This is a genomic window from Sneathia sanguinegens, from assembly GCF_001517935.1.
In the GTDB taxonomy this organism is placed as follows: Bacteria; Fusobacteriota; Fusobacteriia; order Fusobacteriales; family Leptotrichiaceae; genus Sneathia; species Sneathia sanguinegens.
The window spans coordinates 116092-134258 of sequence record NZ_LOQF01000003.1; the positions used below are offsets into that span (position 1 = coordinate 116092).

The window sequence follows — 18167 nt, forward strand, 5'->3', positions numbered from 1 at the left end:
GTCATAAAAAAAATTACTATTTTTTTATTGACAAAAGTCTAAATCGAGTTACAATATAGTAGATAATGACAACGAGGACAAAAGGAGGCAAAAATGAAATTAGATATGGAGAAATTTATGCTTAACAGTGAATTGGCTAATAAGCTATACACTGAATATGCGAAAGATATACCTATTTATGACTACCATTGTCATTTAGACCCTAAAGAAATATATGAAGATAAGGAATTTTCTAATATTTCTAAAATTTGGTTAAATGGTGATCACTATAAATGGCGTGCTATGAGGGCGAATGAAATTCGTGAAGAATATATTACAGGTGATAAGACAGATTATGAAAAATTTTATGCATGGGCTAGTACACTTGATAAGTGTATATTAAATCCACTTTATCACTGGAATGCATTAGAATTAAAAAGATATTTCAATATAGATGAAATATTAACAAGTAAAAATGCAAACGTTATTTGGGATGCTGTTAATAGTATAAAGTATAGTCCAAGAAAGTTAATAGAAATATCTAATGTAAATACTTTATGTACGACTGATAGTCCGATATCAGATTTAAAATATCATAAATTAATACGTGAAAGTAACTTTAAAACTAATGTGTTACCGGGATTTAGACCCGATGAAGCATTAAGTATAGGTAAATCTAAGTTCTATAACTTTATTAATCAAATTCCTTCTGTTGTAGGATATGAAATAAAGGGGTATGAGGACTTAGTTAGAGCATTAAGTGAAAGAATAAAATATTTTGATGAAAATGGTACTTGTGTTTGTGATCATGGACTAACATATATGCCATTTGAAAAGGCTAGTTTAGAAGAAGTAAAAGAAATTTTTAAGAAAGCTTTAAATAAAGAGGAATTAAGTGAAAAAGAAGTAAATAAATATTTGACAAGGCTCTTAGTAGATTTAAGCAAAGAATACAAAAAATATGATTGGACTATGCAAATACATTTTGGTGCTATCAGAGATAATAACAAGAAATACTTTGAAAAGTTAGGTTATGATACAGGATTTGATTCAATTACTGATGATACAAATTTAGCATACAAGTTAAATGGCTTATTAAATGAAATGGTAGAAAATGACAGTTTACCTAAAATGATAATATATAACTTAAACCCTATGTATAATGATTTGATAGCAAGCACTATAGCAAATTTTCAAATAAACAATGGAAATATGCAATTTGGTGCTGCTTGGTGGTTCAATGATACTAAAGAAGGTATGCTAAAACAAATGAAATGTTTAGCAAATAATGGTTTATTCTCAAAATTTGTAGGTATGTTAACAGATTCAAGAAGTTTCTTATCATATACAAGACATGATTACTTTAGAAGAATTTTGTGTGATTTCATTGCTGATTTAGTAGAAAAAAACGAAATACCAAAAGATATGGATATGTTAAAAGAACTGATACAGAATATTTGTTATTATAACGCAAAAAGATATTTTGAAAAAAGGGGTAGATAGAATGAAAATAGGATTTAGATGGTACGGTACCGAGGATAATATACCAGTTGAATATATTAGACATATACCAAATGTAGATACAGTGGTAACGGCTGTATACAGCGTAAAAGTAGGAGAAGTTTGGCCTATGGAAGATATATTAGATTTAAAAGAAAAGGCTAATAAAGTAGGACTTAATTTCCTTGTAGTAGAAAGTATACCAGTACATGAAGATATTAAATTAGGTAAAAGAGACTACAAGAGATATATAGAAAACTATAAGGAAAATATTAGAAGATGTGCAAAAGCAGGAGTAAAGGTTATATGCTACAATTTCATGCCTGTATTTGATTGGACAAGAAGTGAATTAGATCATAAAAGAGAAGATGGATCAACATGTTTAGTATTTTATAAGGATCAAATAAAAAAACTTGACCCTACAAAATTAGCACTTCCTGGATGGGATTCATCATATAGTGTTGAAGAAATGGCAAAGTTAATTAATGAGTATAAAGAATTAGGAGAAGAAGGATTATGGAAGAATCTAGAATACTTCTTAAAAGAAATAATACCAGTGGCTATAGAAAATGATGTATATATGGCAATACATCCAGATGATCCACCATATTCAATATTTGGTATACCAAGAATAATAACTTGCAGAGATAATTTAAGAAGATTTTTAGATATATATCCTGATAAACACCATGGTTTAACAATGTGTGCTGGAAGTTTAGGATGCGATCCTAGAAATGATTATATAGCTATGGTTAAAGAATTTGGTAGTGAAGGAAGAATACATTTTGCACATTTAAGAAATATAAAGATACTAGAGGACGGAAGCTTTGAAGAATCAGGTCATATAACGAAAGAAGGTAGTTTAGATTTTTCTGAAATAGTTAAGACATACTATAATTTAGGCTACAAAGGTTACTTTAGACCAGATCATGGAAGAATGATATGGGGAGAAACAGGTAAACCAGGTTATGGTCTATATGACAGAGCGTTAGGAGTAGCATATATAAATGGATTATGGGAAATGTGTGAAAAATTAAAAGGGGGCAAAAATGAAAAATAAAGTAGTAGTTGTAACTGGAGCAGCAGGTGTAATTTGTTCAATGATAGCAAAACATTTTGCAAAATTAGGTGCTAAGGTAGCGATGCTAGATTTAAATTATGAAAAAGCAAAAGAATATGAAAAAGAATTTACAAAAGAAGGGCTAAAGACTAAGGCATATAAGTGTAATGTTTTAGATAAAAAAAATATTGAAGAAGTTTATGAAAATATAAAAAAGGATTTAGGTAAGGTAGATGTATTAATAAATGGTGCTGGGGGAAATAATCCAAAAGCAACAGCAGACCAAGAATTCTACGATAAAGAAAACAAAGGTACAAGCTTTTTTGACTTAGATCCTAAAGGTATAAGTTTTGTTTTTGATTTAAATATTTTAGGAACAATATTACCCACACAAGTAATTGCAAAAGATATGGAAAAAGGATGTAGCATAATAAATATATCAAGTATGAACTCATACACACCATTAACAAAGATAGTTGCATATTCAGGGGCCAAAGCTAGTGTAAATAACTTTACACAATGGTTAGCAGTACACTTAGCCAAAGTAGGCGTAAGATGTAATGCAATAGCACCAGGATTTTTAGTAACTAATCAAAATAAAAAGTTATTATTTAATGATGATGGAACACCAACACAAAGAACAGGTAAGATATTAAGAAATACACCAATGGAAAGATTTGGAGAACCAGAAGAAATGTTAGGAGCATTAGAATTTTTAGTAGATAATGAAAAAGCAAGTTTTATTACAGGAGTAATAATACCTATTGACGGCGGATTCAGTGCATATTCGGGGGTATAATATATGGAATATAGAAAGTTTGGTATGTTAGATAAATTAGCATACATGTCAGGTGACGTAGCAAATGATTTGTCATTTATATTTGTAATGATGTATTTAATGGTATTCTATACTAAGGTATTAGGTATATCAGGAGCAGTAGTAGGATTACTATTTTTAACTGCAAGAATAGTTGATGCATTTACTGATATAGGGATGGGTAGATTAGTTGACGTAATCAAACCAAGAAAAGAAGGTAAATTTAGATTTTGGATAAAAATAGTTGCACCTTTTGTAAGTTTATCGTCATTTTTACTATTTGTATATGTAGTTAAATATTTTTCTATGCCTATAAAAATAGCATATATATTTGTTACATACATTTTTTGGGGAAGCATATGCTATACAGCAATAAATATTCCGTATGGATCAATGGCTTCAGTTATAACTATAGATTGTGAAAAAAGAGCATCATTATCAGTATATAGAAGTGTAGGAGCAAGTATATCAATTTTATTAATCTCATATATAGTTCCTAAAGTGATATTTGTTGAAAAGTATATAGATGGTAAGTTAGAAAATGTAATAGTCCCAGAAAGATTTACAATTTTAGCCTTAGCATTTTCAATTTTATCATTCATATTCTATATGTTTTGCTATAAATTTTCTATAGAAAGAGTAAAAGTTAAAATTTGTGAGTATAATAAAGAAGAAAAGAGTTTTTTAAAAGAAGTAAAGAAGATAGGAAATAGCTTAAAAGTTAATAGATCATTACAAGTATTTTTGGTAATATCTTTAATATATTTATTAACAACAATGTTAGGTAGTGGTTTATCAGCATATATTTATATTGATTATTTTAAAAATAAAGAAGTATTAGCGTATTCAGGTATGATAGGAGCAATTTTAACATTTGCTGTCTCACCTATTGCAAGTAAAATAGTAAAAAAGATAGGTAAAAAGACATCAGGATCAATAGGTCTATTAATATCAGGAGGCATATTCATAATTCTATACCTTTTAAGACTTAATAATGCATGGATATTCTTTGCGTTTTTTGTACTATGTGCACTAGGTACATCATACTTTAATGTAATAGTTTGGGCCTTTATAACAGACATAATAGATGATCAAGAAGTTAGAACAGGTTGTAGAGAAGATGGTACAGTATATGCTGTATATTCATTTGCTAGAAAGTTAGGTCAAGCATTAGCTGGTGGGATGACAGGATTCATATTATCATATATAGGATATAATTCAAGTCAAGTAATACAAAGTGTAAGTGTAAGTAATAGTATTTATTCAATATACACATTAGCACAAGGAGTAGGTTGTATTTTATGTGGTGTAGTACTACTATTTATATATCCTTTAGGTATAAAGCAAGTTATGATAAATACAGAAAAATTAAATAAACGTAGAGAGGTAGAAAATGAAAAATAGGAAAATTGTATGTATAGATTCAGATGGTTGTGCTATGGATACTATGAATTACAAACATATATATTGTTTTGGACCTATTGCTGTAAAAGTATTTAATATAAAAGAAAAAGAAGAATTTTTAAAAAAATGGAATAAGATAAATCTTTATTCAAAAACAAGAGGAGTAAACAGATTTGTTGGGCTTTCCTTAGTGTTTGATAGTATAAATAAACCTTTAAACGATTTGAAAGCATGGATAAATTCAACAAATGAGTTATCAAATAAGTCTTTAGAGAAAGAAATTTCCAAAAAAAAGAGTGGTGAGTTAGAAAAGGCACTTATATGGAGCAATGAAGTTAATAGAAAAATAGAAAGTATAAAATATATGGCTAAGCCTTTTTCTAGCGTTAAAGATGCAATACATAAGATAAAAAAATATGTGGATATAGCAATAGTGTCAGCAGCAAATAATGAGGCTATAAAAGACGAATGGGAAAAATTTGGATTAATAGATTATGTAGATTATGTAATGGGTCAAAGTCAAGGTACGAAGAAAGATTGTATTAAATATTTAATTGATAAAGGGTATGAACCTAAAAATATAGTGATGATGGGTGATTCACCAGGAGATATACTGTCTGCAAAAGAAAATAATGTTCTTATGTACCCTATAATAGTAAACGAAGAAAATAAAAGTTGGGATTTATTCATAAACCATATCCTAGAAAAATTTTTGAAAGATGAATACAAAGATGCTGAATATATAAAAAAATATGAAAGAAAGTTAGGTGACTTAGATGCCAAGAACAGTTAATTTAAAAGAAAAACCATATAATTTGAGTGACAAACAAATTTCATGGGTTGAAAATACAATAAATTCAATGAGTGATGAAGAAAAAATAGGGCAACTATTCTTTAATCTTTTCAGTCTAGAAGATAGAAAATTTACTGAAACAGATTTAACAAATAAGGAAATTATAGAAAAATATCATATAGGAGGTGCAAGATATCAAGGTGGTAATAAAGAAGCTGTAATGAATTTAATAAATGATTTACAAGAATATTCGAAAATACCTCTATTAGTCGCTGCTAACTGTGATTCAGGTGGAGATGGTGCTTGTAGCGATGGTACATATATAGCAACAGCTGCACAATGCGAAGCTAGTGGAGATGAAACTGTTTCATATAATGCTGGGTATGTTAGTGGAGTAGAAGAACAAGCACTAGGAATAAATGTTAATTTTGATCCTTGTGTAGATATAATAAAAAACTTTAGAAATACAATTATTAATACAAGAGCATATGGTAGAGATACAGATGTTGTAATTAAACATACAGTCTCATATTTAAAAGGTTTAGATAAGAGCAATGTTATAAAATGCATAAAACATTTCCCTGGAGATGGAATAGAAGAAAGAGATCAACACTTAGTATTAGGAATTAACAATTTAAGTATAGAAGATTGGGAAAAAAGTTTTGGAGAAGTATACAGAACTCATATAAATAACGGTGTTGAAATGATAATGGCAGGTCATATTGCACTACCTAATTATCAAAAATACTTAGTTAAAGGATTAGAAGATAAAGATGTGTTACCAGCAACATTAGCAAGTGAATTAATACAAGACTTATTAAAAGAAAAATTAAACTTTAATGGTTTAGTTATTACGGATGCATCACATATGCTAGGTATGACTTCTAGTATGCAAAGAAAAGACTATGTACCTAAGGCAATAGCAGCTGGATGCGATATGTTCTTATTCTTCAATGATATAGATGAAGACTTTAACTATATGTTAAATGGGTATAAAAATGGTGTAATAACAAATGAAAGATTACATGATGCATTAAGAAGAATTTTAGGTCTTAAGGCAAAGTTAGGACTAAATATTGAAAAACCTAAAAGAAGTCTAAAAGATTTAGATGTAATTGGGTGCAAAGAGCATAAGGAAATGCAAAAAGAAGCTATAGATAAAGGTATAAGTTTAATTAAAGACACAAAAAATGTTTTGCCTATTAATAATAAAAAACACAAAAGAGTAAGACTATACATAATAGAAGGTGAAAAGAATGGAATATATAAACCAAACGAAGAATTTGAAAAATTATGTGTAGAAAAATTAGAAAAAGAAGGATTCATAGTAACTTTAAATGATAGAGGAGTTCGTGCTAAAGGAAGTGTAGAAAAATACAAAAAAGAAGTTGATTTAGCATTAGTATTTGTAGATGTTAAAGGGTATGCTGAACAAAATAATATGAGAATTAAATATAGTGGACCTATGTCAAATGAAATACCTTGGTTTGTTCATGAAGTACCTACTGTTGTTGTTTCATTTAATTTTACAAATCATTTACATGACTTAACAATGGCAAAGTGCTACATTAATGCATATTCTGATTGCAAGGAAACAATTAACCAATTAGTAGATAAACTATTAGGTAAATCAGAATTTAAAGGAAAATATTTTAATGAAAATGTTTGGGCTAATCAATTCCAAGCTAAACTATAATGAGGTGATAATATGTTATATCCATTACAAACTAAAACACGTGATTTAATAGATTTATCAGGTATATGGAAATTTAATTTTGAGAATGAAAAAGAAGAAATGATAGCTGTTCCTGGTTCGTTTAATGATCAAGTGGTAGGACATGATAAGAAAAATTATGTAGGAAATTTAATTTATCAAAAAGACTTTTTGGTAAAAGAAGAGATGTTACTAAACGATATATTTTTAAGATTTGGTTCAGTTACACATATTGCAAAGGTATATATAAACAATGAATTAGTAGGGACACATAAAGGTGGTTTTACGCCTTTTGAATTTAATATAAATAAATATGTAAAAGAAGGGGAAAACAGATTAAAAGTTATTGTTTCAAATAAGTTAGACTATACTTCATTACCCGTTGGAAACTATAGTAATGAAAATGGTCAAGAAAAAGTTGATGAAAATTTTGATTTCTTTAATTATGCAGGTATACATAGACCTGTTAAATTATGGATAAAACCTAAGCAACATATAGATGATATAGTAATTACATATGAAGTTAATAAAAATAATGCTAAAGTAAGTTTTGATGTAAAAACAAATGTTGAAAATCCTAAATTAAAAATAAGTATATTAGATGAAAGAAATAATGTTGTGTCAATTGATGGTGTAATTGAAAATGTGAGATTATGGGAGCCATTAAATGCATATTTATACAAAGCAAAAGTAGAACTATTATCAAATGATGACAAAGTTATTGATGAATATACAGAAGAGTTTGGAATAAGAACTGTAGAAGTTAGAGATAATAAGTTTTTAATTAATGGAAAATCATTCTATTTTAAAGGATTTGGTAGACATGAAGACTCATATATACATGGAAGAGGCTTAGATGAAGTTTTAAATGTATCTGATATTAATCGAATGAAGTGGTTAGGTGCAAATTCATTTAGAACATCACATTATCCATATTCTGAGGAAATGATGAGATTAGCTGATAGAGAAGGTTTTGTTGTAATAGATGAAACAACAGCTGTTGGTCTTATGGCTAATTTTGGGTTTGATTTAAATGGAACAACTGAAAAAAAGAATACTTGGGAAAAAATAAATACAAAAGAAGCTCATGAACAAGTGATAAGAGAACTAATAGATAGAGATAAAAATTATGCTTGTGTTGTAATGTGGTCTATAGCAAATGAACCATCTACTGCAGAAAAAGGGGCTTATGAATATTTTGAACCATTATTTAAATTAGCTAGAAAATTAGATAAGCAAAAAAGACCTTGTACTTTTGCAAATATTATGTTAGCACCAGTAAATAAATGTCTAGCTAGTAGTTTATGTGATGTACTTTGCCTTAATAGATATTATGGTTGGTATGTAAATTTAGGAGATTTAAAAGTTGCTAGAGAAAAAATGCTAGAAGAATTAAATTTATGGCATGAAAAATATCCAAATAAACCAATAATGTTTACAGAATATGGTGTAGATACTATAGCTGGTATACATGATATAGATGAAATGACACCTTTTTCTGAAGAATTTCAAATAGAGTATTATAAAATGAATGAAGAAGTTTTCGATAGTTTACCATACTTTATAGGAGAACAAACATGGAATTATGCAGACTTCCAAACAAAATACGGCCTATTTAGAGTTCAAGGTAATAAGAAAGGAATATTTACAAGAGAAAGAAATCCTAAGTCAATTGCAAAGCACCTAAAAAATAGATGGACTAAGATACCAAATTATGGGTATAAGGAATTATAGTGCGTAAATCTCTCTATCTTTAAAGATTAGAGGGATTTTTTTTTGATATTTTATTTGCAATTCATCATAAAAAAATAAATTTAATATAATTTTTATAAAATTAACACCGATTTTATAGTATTTTTAAGATATTGATTAATAAAAAAAAATATGTTACGATCTTACTAAAAAAATACTAAAAAAAGGAGTTTAAATTTATGAAAAAATTTGAATATTTAAATATATTATTTATTTTTATCACTATTATTTTAATACCTATATTAAAACCTAATCCATATGATTTTATTTCATTTATAGCATTATTTTGTCTTATAATAAATGATTTAAAATTTAATAATTGGAAAATAGAAAATATAAAATTTAAGACAACAAACATATTAATAATAGGTTATTGGTTAATATCTATTACAAAATTTATAATAAAAATATTATTCAAATAAAAAAATTTAATATAGTTTTTGATTTTATTATTATTTTAAACAATTACATTTTAGGGAGTGTAGCAATACTCCTTTTTTTTGAAATTAATTTTATATTTAGTATAATGAATAAAATTTATTTCAATCAACAAAATTATGATTAGTATAAATTCGTTCTTTAAAACGCATTAGAGTGTTTTTGGGGATATTTTATTTACAATTCAAAAACAAAGTGCATAAATTATTTTATAACTTACACACTTTATTATACACTTCTCCTACCTTATTTTATCCCGTTATATTTTTCAACGAATGCTTTAGTAGTATCAACGATTTTATCTATACCCCCTTTTGTTAGTGCAGATCCTATACCTATAGCGTATGCACCAGCATTTATCCATTTATCCATATTATCGATGTTTACGCCACCTGATGGCATCATATTTGCATAAGGAATAGGTCCATGTACATCTTTAATAAAGCTGGATCCTAGTACTCCTCCAGGGAATATTTTTACTATATCAGACCCATTTTCAATTGCTGATATAACTTCTGTAACACTACCACAACCTGCTAAATATGGAATAGAGTATCTATTGCATACTTTAGAAATGTTCTTATCAAAATGAGGCGATACAACAAATTGAGCACCATTTAATATGGCGATTCTTGCTGTAATATCATCTAATACAGTACCAGCACCAATTAAAATATTTTCATCATCATGGTATTTTCTACTTAATTTATTTATCGCATTATCTGCATATCTAGTAGAAAATGTAAGCTCAATAGTTTTTATTCCACCTTCTATTATTTTTTCTGAAATTTCTACAGCATTAATATCATCTGTACCACGAACAACAGCAACTAAGCCATTTTCTTTAATTTTACTTAAAATTTTTTGTTTCATAATTTTTTCCTTTCATTTTTAGATATTGATGGCAAATCTTCATTATCGCTTTTACTTGTATTGCTTCAATAGTGTTAGTATGTATTAGCACAAACTGTATCTACCCTTTTTGTCCTCGTTGTCATTCTCTACTATATTGTAACTCAATTTAGAATTTTGTCAATAAAAAAATAGTCATTTTTTATGACTATTTATATTGTAGATTCTCTCTCAACAATTTCCGCTGGTATAACCATACTTTTAGGCATATCCTTATTTTCTATAAGTTCAATTATCTTATCCACTAAATTTTTAGCTATATTTTCAAAATTTTGCTTAATTGAACTCATACTTGGATATGTTTCGTTACATATAAAAGTATTACCGAAGGTTATAAACTTAAAATTCATTGGACAAGGAATTTTTAATTTATTAATCGCTCTTATAGCACCTAACCCTAAAACATCACTACCTATTAATGCTCCATCATACAAACTATCTTTTAGATACTTTTTAGTTATTAAAGCTTCAACATCAGAACTAGTTCTATAATTATAGTGTATATTTTCATAATTTATCATGTATCCAACACTTTTTAAAGCATCAGTATAACCTCTAACTTTTTCTTTGTTAGTTATAGTATCTGGATCATCTAGTATTATAGCAATATCCTTACACCCTTTTCTTATAAGTGACATCGTTGCGATATATCCACTTTCATACTGATCTGTTCCAACACAAACGTACTTATCGCTAATGCCTGACATTATAACTGGAAGTTTATCTTCAATAACCTCTTCTATATCTTCCATTTTTTTAGGATTTAAAAAAATTATACCCTCATAAAACCCTTTATCTATTTTACCCAAACTATTTCTTTTAACCTTATCTAAGCTTTCATGTACTATAATAGTATAATCTTTCATTTTCGCAAAGGTTAATATGTGATGTAGTATAATATAGTTCTTACTTAATTCATTACTTTTCGTATTTGTTATTACACCTATTTGTCTTGTACTACTACTAGCAAGTCTTTTAGCGTTATAGTTCACACTAAAGTTTTGCTCTAATAATATCTTTTTTACTTTTTCTTTTGTTTCTTCCTTTACATTATCTTCATTATTAATAACTCTAGAAACTGTTTTAAATGACACACCTGCCAATTTAGCAATATCTTTAATCGTTAATTTTTTCATAATACCTCTTCTTCTTTATGCAATTTAACAAAATTTTTAATTTCTTTTTCTTTTTAATTCTTTTCATATTCATTTGTACTATGATTTAGTTGACTAGCTTTTACTTTAAAAGTATCAATTTTTATTATATTTTTTTCAATATCATCAATTAATACTTTCTTTTTCTCTTATAAAATTAATATTTGACATTATTTATCACCATATTATACCATATGTATTTAATTATTTCATCTCATGACTAAAGTTGCGAGTGTTCTGGCATAATTCATAAAAATGCGTATTTACGAGATATTTTTAAATAAGAGGTAGAAAAAAACAAAAAAAGAAAAAAATTAAATTTTATATTGCATTTTATTTATTTTTTTATTATAATAGTAAAAGACATTAATAGTTGTCAAAAAAAATATCAAAAAGGAGAACAGATGAAAAAAAGAACAGTAGTTATTGCTTTATCAAGTATTTTATTTTTAAGTGGGACAGCTTTTGGAAATGGTTATACAAAAACTAATTTGCAAAATTATATAGAAAAGGCTAAAGAACAAGAACAAAAAGATAAAAAAGAATTTGAAGAAAAAGTTAAGAAATTAAAAAAAGATAAATGCAGAACACAAACAACAAAGAGGGAAAAACCTGAATTAACAAAAGGTTATTCATCAAAGATTTCTGCAATATTTGCAGCTTTAAATCATATCAGTTTATTCAATAAAGGATATGAAATATCTAAAGGTGCTGATGGAAAATACTACATTAGATTATTAACAGATGAAACTTATAAAATTAGAAATTAAATTATAAAAATAAAGCCTACGCCTTAATTTTCAAAGGGTGTAGGCTTTTTATTATACTACTAAGCCCAATTTACAAATGAAATAATAGAATAGAAAAATATAGAAAATAGTGATATAATCAAAGAAAAGTAAAAAAAAGGAGCTAGATATGGAATATTCACCGATTTCAGTGGAAGAAAAATGGGGCAAAAGATGGGAAGAAGCTAAAATTTTCAAGAGCCAAAATTTTGTTGAAGGTAAAGAAAATTACTATTTATTAGAAATGTTTGCTTATCCATCAGGTAAATTACATGCAGGGCATCTAAGAAACTATACATTAGGGGATGCTATTGCAAGATATAAAAAAATGAAAGGTTTTAATGTGTTGCACCCTTTTGGTTGGGATTCTTTTGGATTACCTGCCGAAAATGCAGCTATAGATAATGGAGCAGAACCTAGTGTTTGGACAGCAAAAAATATAGAAAATATGAAAAGACAACTAAAACTTATGGGAATTTCATATGATTGGAGTAGAGAAATTGCTACTTATAAGCCTGAATATTATAAATTTAATCAAAAGTTTTTTATAGAAATGTATAAAAAGGGCCTAGTGTATAAGAAAAAATCATATGTAAATTGGTGCCCAGATTGTAATACGGTTTTAGCAAATGAACAAGTAGAACAAGGAAAATGTTGGCGTCATGGTAAAACAGATGTTGTTCAAAAAGAATTATCACAATGGTATTTTAAAATAACAGCTTATGCAGAAGAGTTGCTATCAGGACATGAAGAATTAAAAGAAGGTTGGCCAGAACAAGTAATATCTATGCAAAAAAATTGGATAGGTAAATCTGTTGGTGCTAAAGTTATATTCGAATTAGAATATGATAATAAAAAAATAGAAATACCAATTTTTACAACTAGGGTAGATACCTTATATGGTGTTTCATATGTTGTATTAGCACCAGAACATGAATTAGTTGAAAAGATAATTTTAAAAGAAAAACCTGAATTAAGAGCAGAAATAGAAGCAATGATAAATGAAGATAAAATATCAAGACAAGCTACAGATAAAGAAAAAAATGGTGTATTTACTGGCTTATATGTAAAAAATCCTATTAATTCAGAAAAAGTTCCTTTATATGTAGCAAATTATGTTTTACTTGACTATGGAACAGGAGCTGTTATGGCTGTACCTGCACATGATGAAAGAGATTTTTCTTTTGCTAAAAAATATAAGTTACCAATTAAACAAGTTATATCTAATGAAGAAACAAATGTTGATCAAGCATATACAGGCAAAGGTTTAATGATGAATTCAGATGAATTTGATGGTTTAACTAATGAAACTGCAAAAGAAAAAATATTAGAAAAGTTACAAAAAATTAATAAAGGTGAAAAACAAGTAAATTACAGACTACATGATTGGCTAATAAGTCGTCAAAGATATTGGGGAACTCCTATACCTGTCATTTATGATGATGAAGGTAATATTTATTTGGAAGAAGAAAAAAATCTTCCAGTTAAATTGCCAACAGACATAGATTTTTCAACAAAGGGAAATCCACTAGAAACTTCTGAAGAATTTAAAAAAGTAATTTTACCTAATGGAAAAATAGGTAGAAGAGAAACAGATACTATGGATACTTTTGTTGATTCATCATGGTATTATTTAAGATATTTAGATTCTAAAAATGAAAATGAACCATTTTCAAAGGAAGATGCAGATAAATGGACGCCAGTTTCTCAATATATAGGAGGAATAGAACATGCTGTTCTTCACTTACTTTATGCAAGATTTTTACATAAAGTTTTAAGAGATTTAGGGTATGTATCTACAAATGAACCATTTAAAAGATTGCTTACTCAAGGTATGGTTTTATCTAATTCATATTATTCAACAAAAACAAGAAAATACTTATTTGAAAAAGATGTAGAATTGAAGGATAATAAGGCGTATTCGAAGGCAACACAAGAAGAGTTAGTTGTTAAAATGGAGAAAATGTCAAAATCAAAGAATAATGGTTTAGATCCAGAAGAATTAGCAAAACAATATGGAGTTGATGCTTCAAGATTATTCACACTTTTTGCAGCACCACCTGAAAAAGAATTAGAATGGAATATGAATGGTGTTGTTGGAGCATATAGATTTATTAGTAGAATATATAATATAGTTGTAGCTACAAAAGATATTTTAAATAAACAATATAGTGAAATATCATATGAAAAAAGAAGCAAGGCTGATGAAGATTTACAAAGAAAAGTTCATCAAACAATAAAGAAGGTTACAGAAAGTATGGAAGATAATTTCCATTTCAATACAGCAATAGCTGCTATTATGGAATTATTAAATGAAATTAGTTCATACAAGCAAAAAGTCTTGGATAAAAATGATATGAGTAGTGAAACTGAAAAGGTATATAAAGAAGCGATACTTTCTTTTATACTTATGATAGCACCATTTACACCATATATTGCTGATGAATTATGGGAAATGTGTGGTTGCAAGGGGTACATTTACAATGCAAAATGGCCTACATATATTGAAAAATTAACACATGTTTCTGAAATTACAATGGTAATACAAGTTAATGGTAAATTAAGATCAGAATTTAAGCTAAATATAGGAACAAAAAAAGAAGAAATTGAAAAAATGGCTTTAGAAAATGAAAAAATAAAACAATTAATTGAAGGAAAGACAGTAGTGAAAATTATTGTTGTACCAAATAAATTAGTTAATATAGTAGTAAAATAGGTAGCAAGTGCTACCTATTTGTTTTATATAAAATGAGTGTTTTTAACTACCCATTTTCTAAATTTTATACTAATCCAAAAGCCATATATTCCAAATGTTATTATAAATAATATAAGCCATATAATATAATTTAAAAATAAGCTTGAACCTGTACCAACAAATTTCAATCTTTTTCCATCGATAACAGTATGTTTAAAATGCCAAGAATAATATAAACATAAAGCCCAAGGGAAAGCTAAACCAAAAGAAAATAAAGTTAAAAGAAAAGCTAAAATATTAATACCAATTAAGCCAAGTATGCCGCCATCAAAATAAGAATTATTTTCCATTTTATCACCTCAAATTAGTATAGCATATAAAATAGATTTTCACCAAGAATATTTCACTTTGAATTTAGTAGAAACTATATTATTGTTTAATTCTATATAATTTTTGGTTGATTTATTTAAGCTAAAAGCTAATTTATCTTCAACACTTGTTTCGAATGTAAACTTATTAGTAGGTTTGTATATTAGAGTAACTTTCGGTGATATAAATAAAGCATGATTAGAGCTTCCTCTAAGTTGTAAGGTTGTTTGACCTTCTGGGCAAAATTCTAATTTATCGGTGAAATTGTGGCAATATTTTACATTTATTGTATCTTTTAATTCTTTTGTAATAAAATTTACACCTGATTCTAATTTATCTTTTTCAATAAAACCAACTAATTCATTTTTTATAGTTAAATTTTTTATTCCTGTGTATTTTGTAACAAAGGAAGCAAGCCCAGCTATTTCATATATTGAATTTTTACCTTTTTCAGAATTATCACCATGATAAAATTTTACTTTTCCAATTAATTCTAAATTATCTATTCCAGTGTATTTTGAAGCAAGTATATATGACTGAGCAAACTTATTTTGTTCTATGAATTTTTTATCTTTAGCCATTTCATATGTTTCAGAACTTTTTTGTCTAAATCCATGAAAATGAGTAAATATGTCATGTTCTTCTTTTTTTGAATTTGAGCTATTATCATGTGAATGGTTGTGACCACAATCTACATGAACACTTTCTATTTCATCCCAAATAGGATAAGTATTTGCAAATTGATATTTTAATTTTGCTTCTGCATAAAATTTAACATCTTTAATATCAGTATATCTTGCTGAAGCACTAGCTAAGAAATATTGCAAACCTAGAGAAGTTGTATCTTTGTCTATTTGATGTTGTGTTTCAAGATCAAGTCGTACATCTTTTAATTTCCAAATGTCTTTTTGTACAAAAGCTTTTATTGTTGTGTATGTTGGACTATAATTTCTTTGCTTGATTAATGGAAAAGAAGATTTTGTATTTATACCAAATTCTATATTAGGTAAAGAATAATTTTGATAATCAAAATCAAGACCTAATTTAAGATTTTTATTTAATTTAACTTTTGCATTAAAATTATCTTTTTTAAATTTTATATAGGCATTGCTATCCATAAAATCTAAGTTTTTTTCTAATTTTTCAAAAACACCCGTAGGTTCTAAGACATAAGGAAAAACTGAAAGTTGAGAACGGTGTTGTAATTCTGCACCAAAAGTTATTCCTGAATTAGGCACGATTATTTCACCTTTAAGAGTTTCATCTGTATCAGTATCTTGATAATGAAATGAGTTATTAAATGTACTTTTTGTATTAATATTGCCTTCAATAAAGCTTTGAGCTTTTTGAGAAAAACTAAGAGCTGATAAAAGCGAAAAAAATATAAGTTTTTTCATTTTTTATTTCCTTTCTTTTTTATTTTAAAATATTAACATAAAAAAATTTAAAGTTAAATAGACGCATTTTAGATATTTTTTGGTTGTTTTAAAATTTAAAATAAAAAAGTTATTAAATAATAAAAAAATAAATGTGAAAAATTTTTGGATATTTTTTAGTTTTTAATTTTATTAAGAGATTTTTAAGAATGTGATATAATATATACGATGAAATTTTGAAATAATATAAATTTAAATAGGGGTGAAAAATGGAATTAATTTTTTTAAAACCATATATGAAAGAAGTAGTTTGGGGTGGTACAAGAATACAAAAAGAATATGGTTATATGTCAAATAGTGATCATATAGGAGAAGCTTGGCTAGTAAGTGCAAATGAAAATGGTTTAAGTAAGGTTATAAATGGTAAATATAAAGGTTTAAGTTTAAAAGAATTATGGGATAAACATCGTGAAATATTTGGCGAAGAATTAAAAGGTGTTTTTCCTTTGCTGATAAAATATATAGATGCCAAAGACAATTTAAGCATACAAGTTCATCCAAATGATGATTATGCTAGAGTGGCAGAACAACAACCTAATGGTAAGGCTGAATCTTGGTATATATTAGATTGTGATAAGGATAGTGATATCTTAATAGGACATAATGCTAAAAATAAAGAAGAATTTAAAAAATATATTGATAATAAGGAGTGGGATAAGCTTCTAAGAATAAAAAAAATAAAAAAAGGAGATTTTTTTAACATACCTGCTGGAACAGTTCATGCAATTAGAAAAGGGACACTTATATTAGAAACACAACAAAATAGTGATATAACATATAGATTGTATGATTATGATAGATTACAAAATGGTAAGAAAAGAGAATTGCACATAAAAAAAAGCATAGATGTTGTTACTTGCCCATATGATAAAAGTAAGGTAGAAATTAAACCTATAGTAAAAGGTGATAAAATTGAATATATTAATAATGAAAAATTTTCTATTACAAAATATATAGTCAAAAATGAGCTTAATATAGAATTTGAAAAATTTTATATTATCTGCGTTATAGAAGGTAAAGGAAGTGTAAATGATATAGAAATAGCAAAAGGAACTAATTTTATAGTACCAAAATCATTTGGTAGAATAAAAATAAAGGGAGAAATGGAGTTTATGCTTATTCATAATTAAGATAAATAAAAAATAATATAGAATAAAATAAAAGAGCTACAGCCCTTTAAAATTAGGGGGTTGTAGCATTTTTAAAAAAGAAAAATAAAAAAAACGAAAAAAAGATATTGACAAAGGAGTATAAATTTGGTAATATAGTGATTGTCAATAAAGACGAGGACACTAAGAAAAGAAAAGCAAACAAGATGTTAAGAAAAGACAAAAAAGGTGAAAAGAATATCGAAAG

Annotated in this window: 15 protein-coding genes; 11 read left to right on the forward strand and 4 right to left on the reverse strand. The window is 27.0% G+C overall.

Going from position 1 to position 18167, the window contains the following annotated elements; translation table 11 throughout:
• Window positions 1–93: 93 nt before the first annotated feature.
• The 8 genes from uxaC to AWT65_RS02445 all read left to right on the forward strand — a co-directional run bounded on the left by uxaC (window position 94) and on the right by AWT65_RS02445 (window position 9441).
• Window positions 94–1482 (forward strand): glucuronate isomerase, encoded by a 1389-nt coding sequence (uxaC, locus tag AWT65_RS02410; RefSeq protein WP_066728982.1) that lies wholly within the window; start codon window positions 94–96, stop codon window positions 1480–1482.
• A 1-nt stretch (window position 1483) separates the two neighbouring features.
• Window positions 1484–2539, forward strand: a complete 1056-nt coding sequence (uxuA, locus tag AWT65_RS02415) for a mannonate dehydratase (RefSeq protein ID WP_066728984.1) — start codon at window positions 1484–1486, stop codon at window positions 2537–2539.
• Window positions 2529–3338, forward strand: coding sequence for an SDR family oxidoreductase (locus AWT65_RS02420; RefSeq protein WP_066728986.1), 810 nt, complete (start codon window positions 2529–2531; stop codon window positions 3336–3338). Before uxuA ends, AWT65_RS02420 begins: the two co-directional genes overlap by 11 nt.
• A gap of 3 nt (window positions 3339–3341) precedes the next feature.
• Window positions 3342–4760: an MFS transporter gene (locus AWT65_RS02425; RefSeq protein WP_066728988.1), complete on the forward strand. Its 1419-nt coding sequence runs from the start codon at window positions 3342–3344 to the stop codon at window positions 4758–4760.
• Window positions 4750–5553 carry an HAD family hydrolase gene (locus AWT65_RS02430; protein ID WP_066728992.1) on the forward strand — a complete coding sequence of 268 codons (804 nt, stop codon included), beginning with the start codon at window positions 4750–4752 and terminating at the stop codon, window positions 5551–5553. The genes AWT65_RS02425 and AWT65_RS02430 overlap by 11 nt, the downstream gene beginning before the upstream one ends.
• Window positions 5537–7249: a glycoside hydrolase family 3 protein gene (locus AWT65_RS02435; RefSeq protein WP_066728993.1), complete on the forward strand. Its 1713-nt coding sequence runs from the start codon at window positions 5537–5539 to the stop codon at window positions 7247–7249. Before AWT65_RS02430 ends, AWT65_RS02435 begins: the two co-directional genes overlap by 17 nt.
• Window positions 7250–7261: 12 nt before the next feature.
• A complete protein-coding gene (uidA, locus tag AWT65_RS02440; protein ID WP_066728994.1) occupies window positions 7262–9001 on the forward strand; it encodes a beta-glucuronidase in 1740 nt (579 codons plus the stop codon).
• 197 nt (window positions 9002–9198) lie between these two features.
• Window positions 9199–9441 carry a hypothetical protein gene (locus tag AWT65_RS02445; protein WP_066728995.1) on the forward strand — a complete coding sequence of 81 codons (243 nt, stop codon included), beginning with the start codon at window positions 9199–9201 and terminating at the stop codon, window positions 9439–9441.
• A 262-nt stretch (window positions 9442–9703) separates the two neighbouring features.
• On the opposite strand, the gene AWT65_RS02450 is transcribed toward AWT65_RS02445, so the two are convergent.
• Window positions 9704–10330: a bifunctional 2-keto-4-hydroxyglutarate aldolase/2-keto-3-deoxy-6-phosphogluconate aldolase gene (locus tag AWT65_RS02450; protein ID WP_066729001.1), complete on the reverse strand. Its 627-nt coding sequence runs from the start codon at window positions 10328–10330 to the stop codon at window positions 9704–9706.
• 191 nt (window positions 10331–10521) lie between these two features.
• Complete coding sequence (locus AWT65_RS02455) at window positions 10522–11505, reverse strand: LacI family DNA-binding transcriptional regulator (protein ID WP_066729003.1); 984 nt, start codon at window positions 11503–11505, stop codon at window positions 10522–10524.
• A gap of 422 nt (window positions 11506–11927) precedes the next feature.
• Here AWT65_RS02455 and AWT65_RS02460 point away from each other — a divergent pair, with 422 nt between their 5' ends.
• Window positions 11928–12293 carry a DUF5633 domain-containing protein gene (locus AWT65_RS02460; RefSeq protein WP_066729005.1) on the forward strand — a complete coding sequence of 122 codons (366 nt, stop codon included), beginning with the start codon at window positions 11928–11930 and terminating at the stop codon, window positions 12291–12293.
• Between the two features lie 148 nt (window positions 12294–12441).
• A complete protein-coding gene (leuS, locus tag AWT65_RS02465) occupies window positions 12442–15027 on the forward strand; it encodes a leucine--tRNA ligase (protein WP_066729007.1) in 2586 nt (861 codons plus the stop codon).
• Between the two features lie 23 nt (window positions 15028–15050).
• On the opposite strand, the gene AWT65_RS02470 is transcribed toward leuS, so the two are convergent.
• Window positions 15051–15356: a YjgN family protein gene (locus tag AWT65_RS02470; RefSeq protein ID WP_066729010.1), complete on the reverse strand. Its 306-nt coding sequence runs from the start codon at window positions 15354–15356 to the stop codon at window positions 15051–15053.
• A 39-nt stretch (window positions 15357–15395) separates the two neighbouring features.
• Window positions 15396–16772: a hypothetical protein gene (locus tag AWT65_RS02475; protein WP_066729012.1), complete on the reverse strand. Its 1377-nt coding sequence runs from the start codon at window positions 16770–16772 to the stop codon at window positions 15396–15398.
• Window positions 16773–17020: 248 nt separating this feature from the next.
• Here AWT65_RS02475 and manA point away from each other — a divergent pair, with 248 nt between their 5' ends.
• On the forward strand, window positions 17021–17941 hold the full coding sequence (gene manA / locus AWT65_RS02480; protein ID WP_066729021.1) for a mannose-6-phosphate isomerase, class I: 921 nt from the start codon (window positions 17021–17023) through the stop codon (window positions 17939–17941).
• The last annotated feature ends 226 nt before the right edge of the window (window positions 17942–18167 follow it).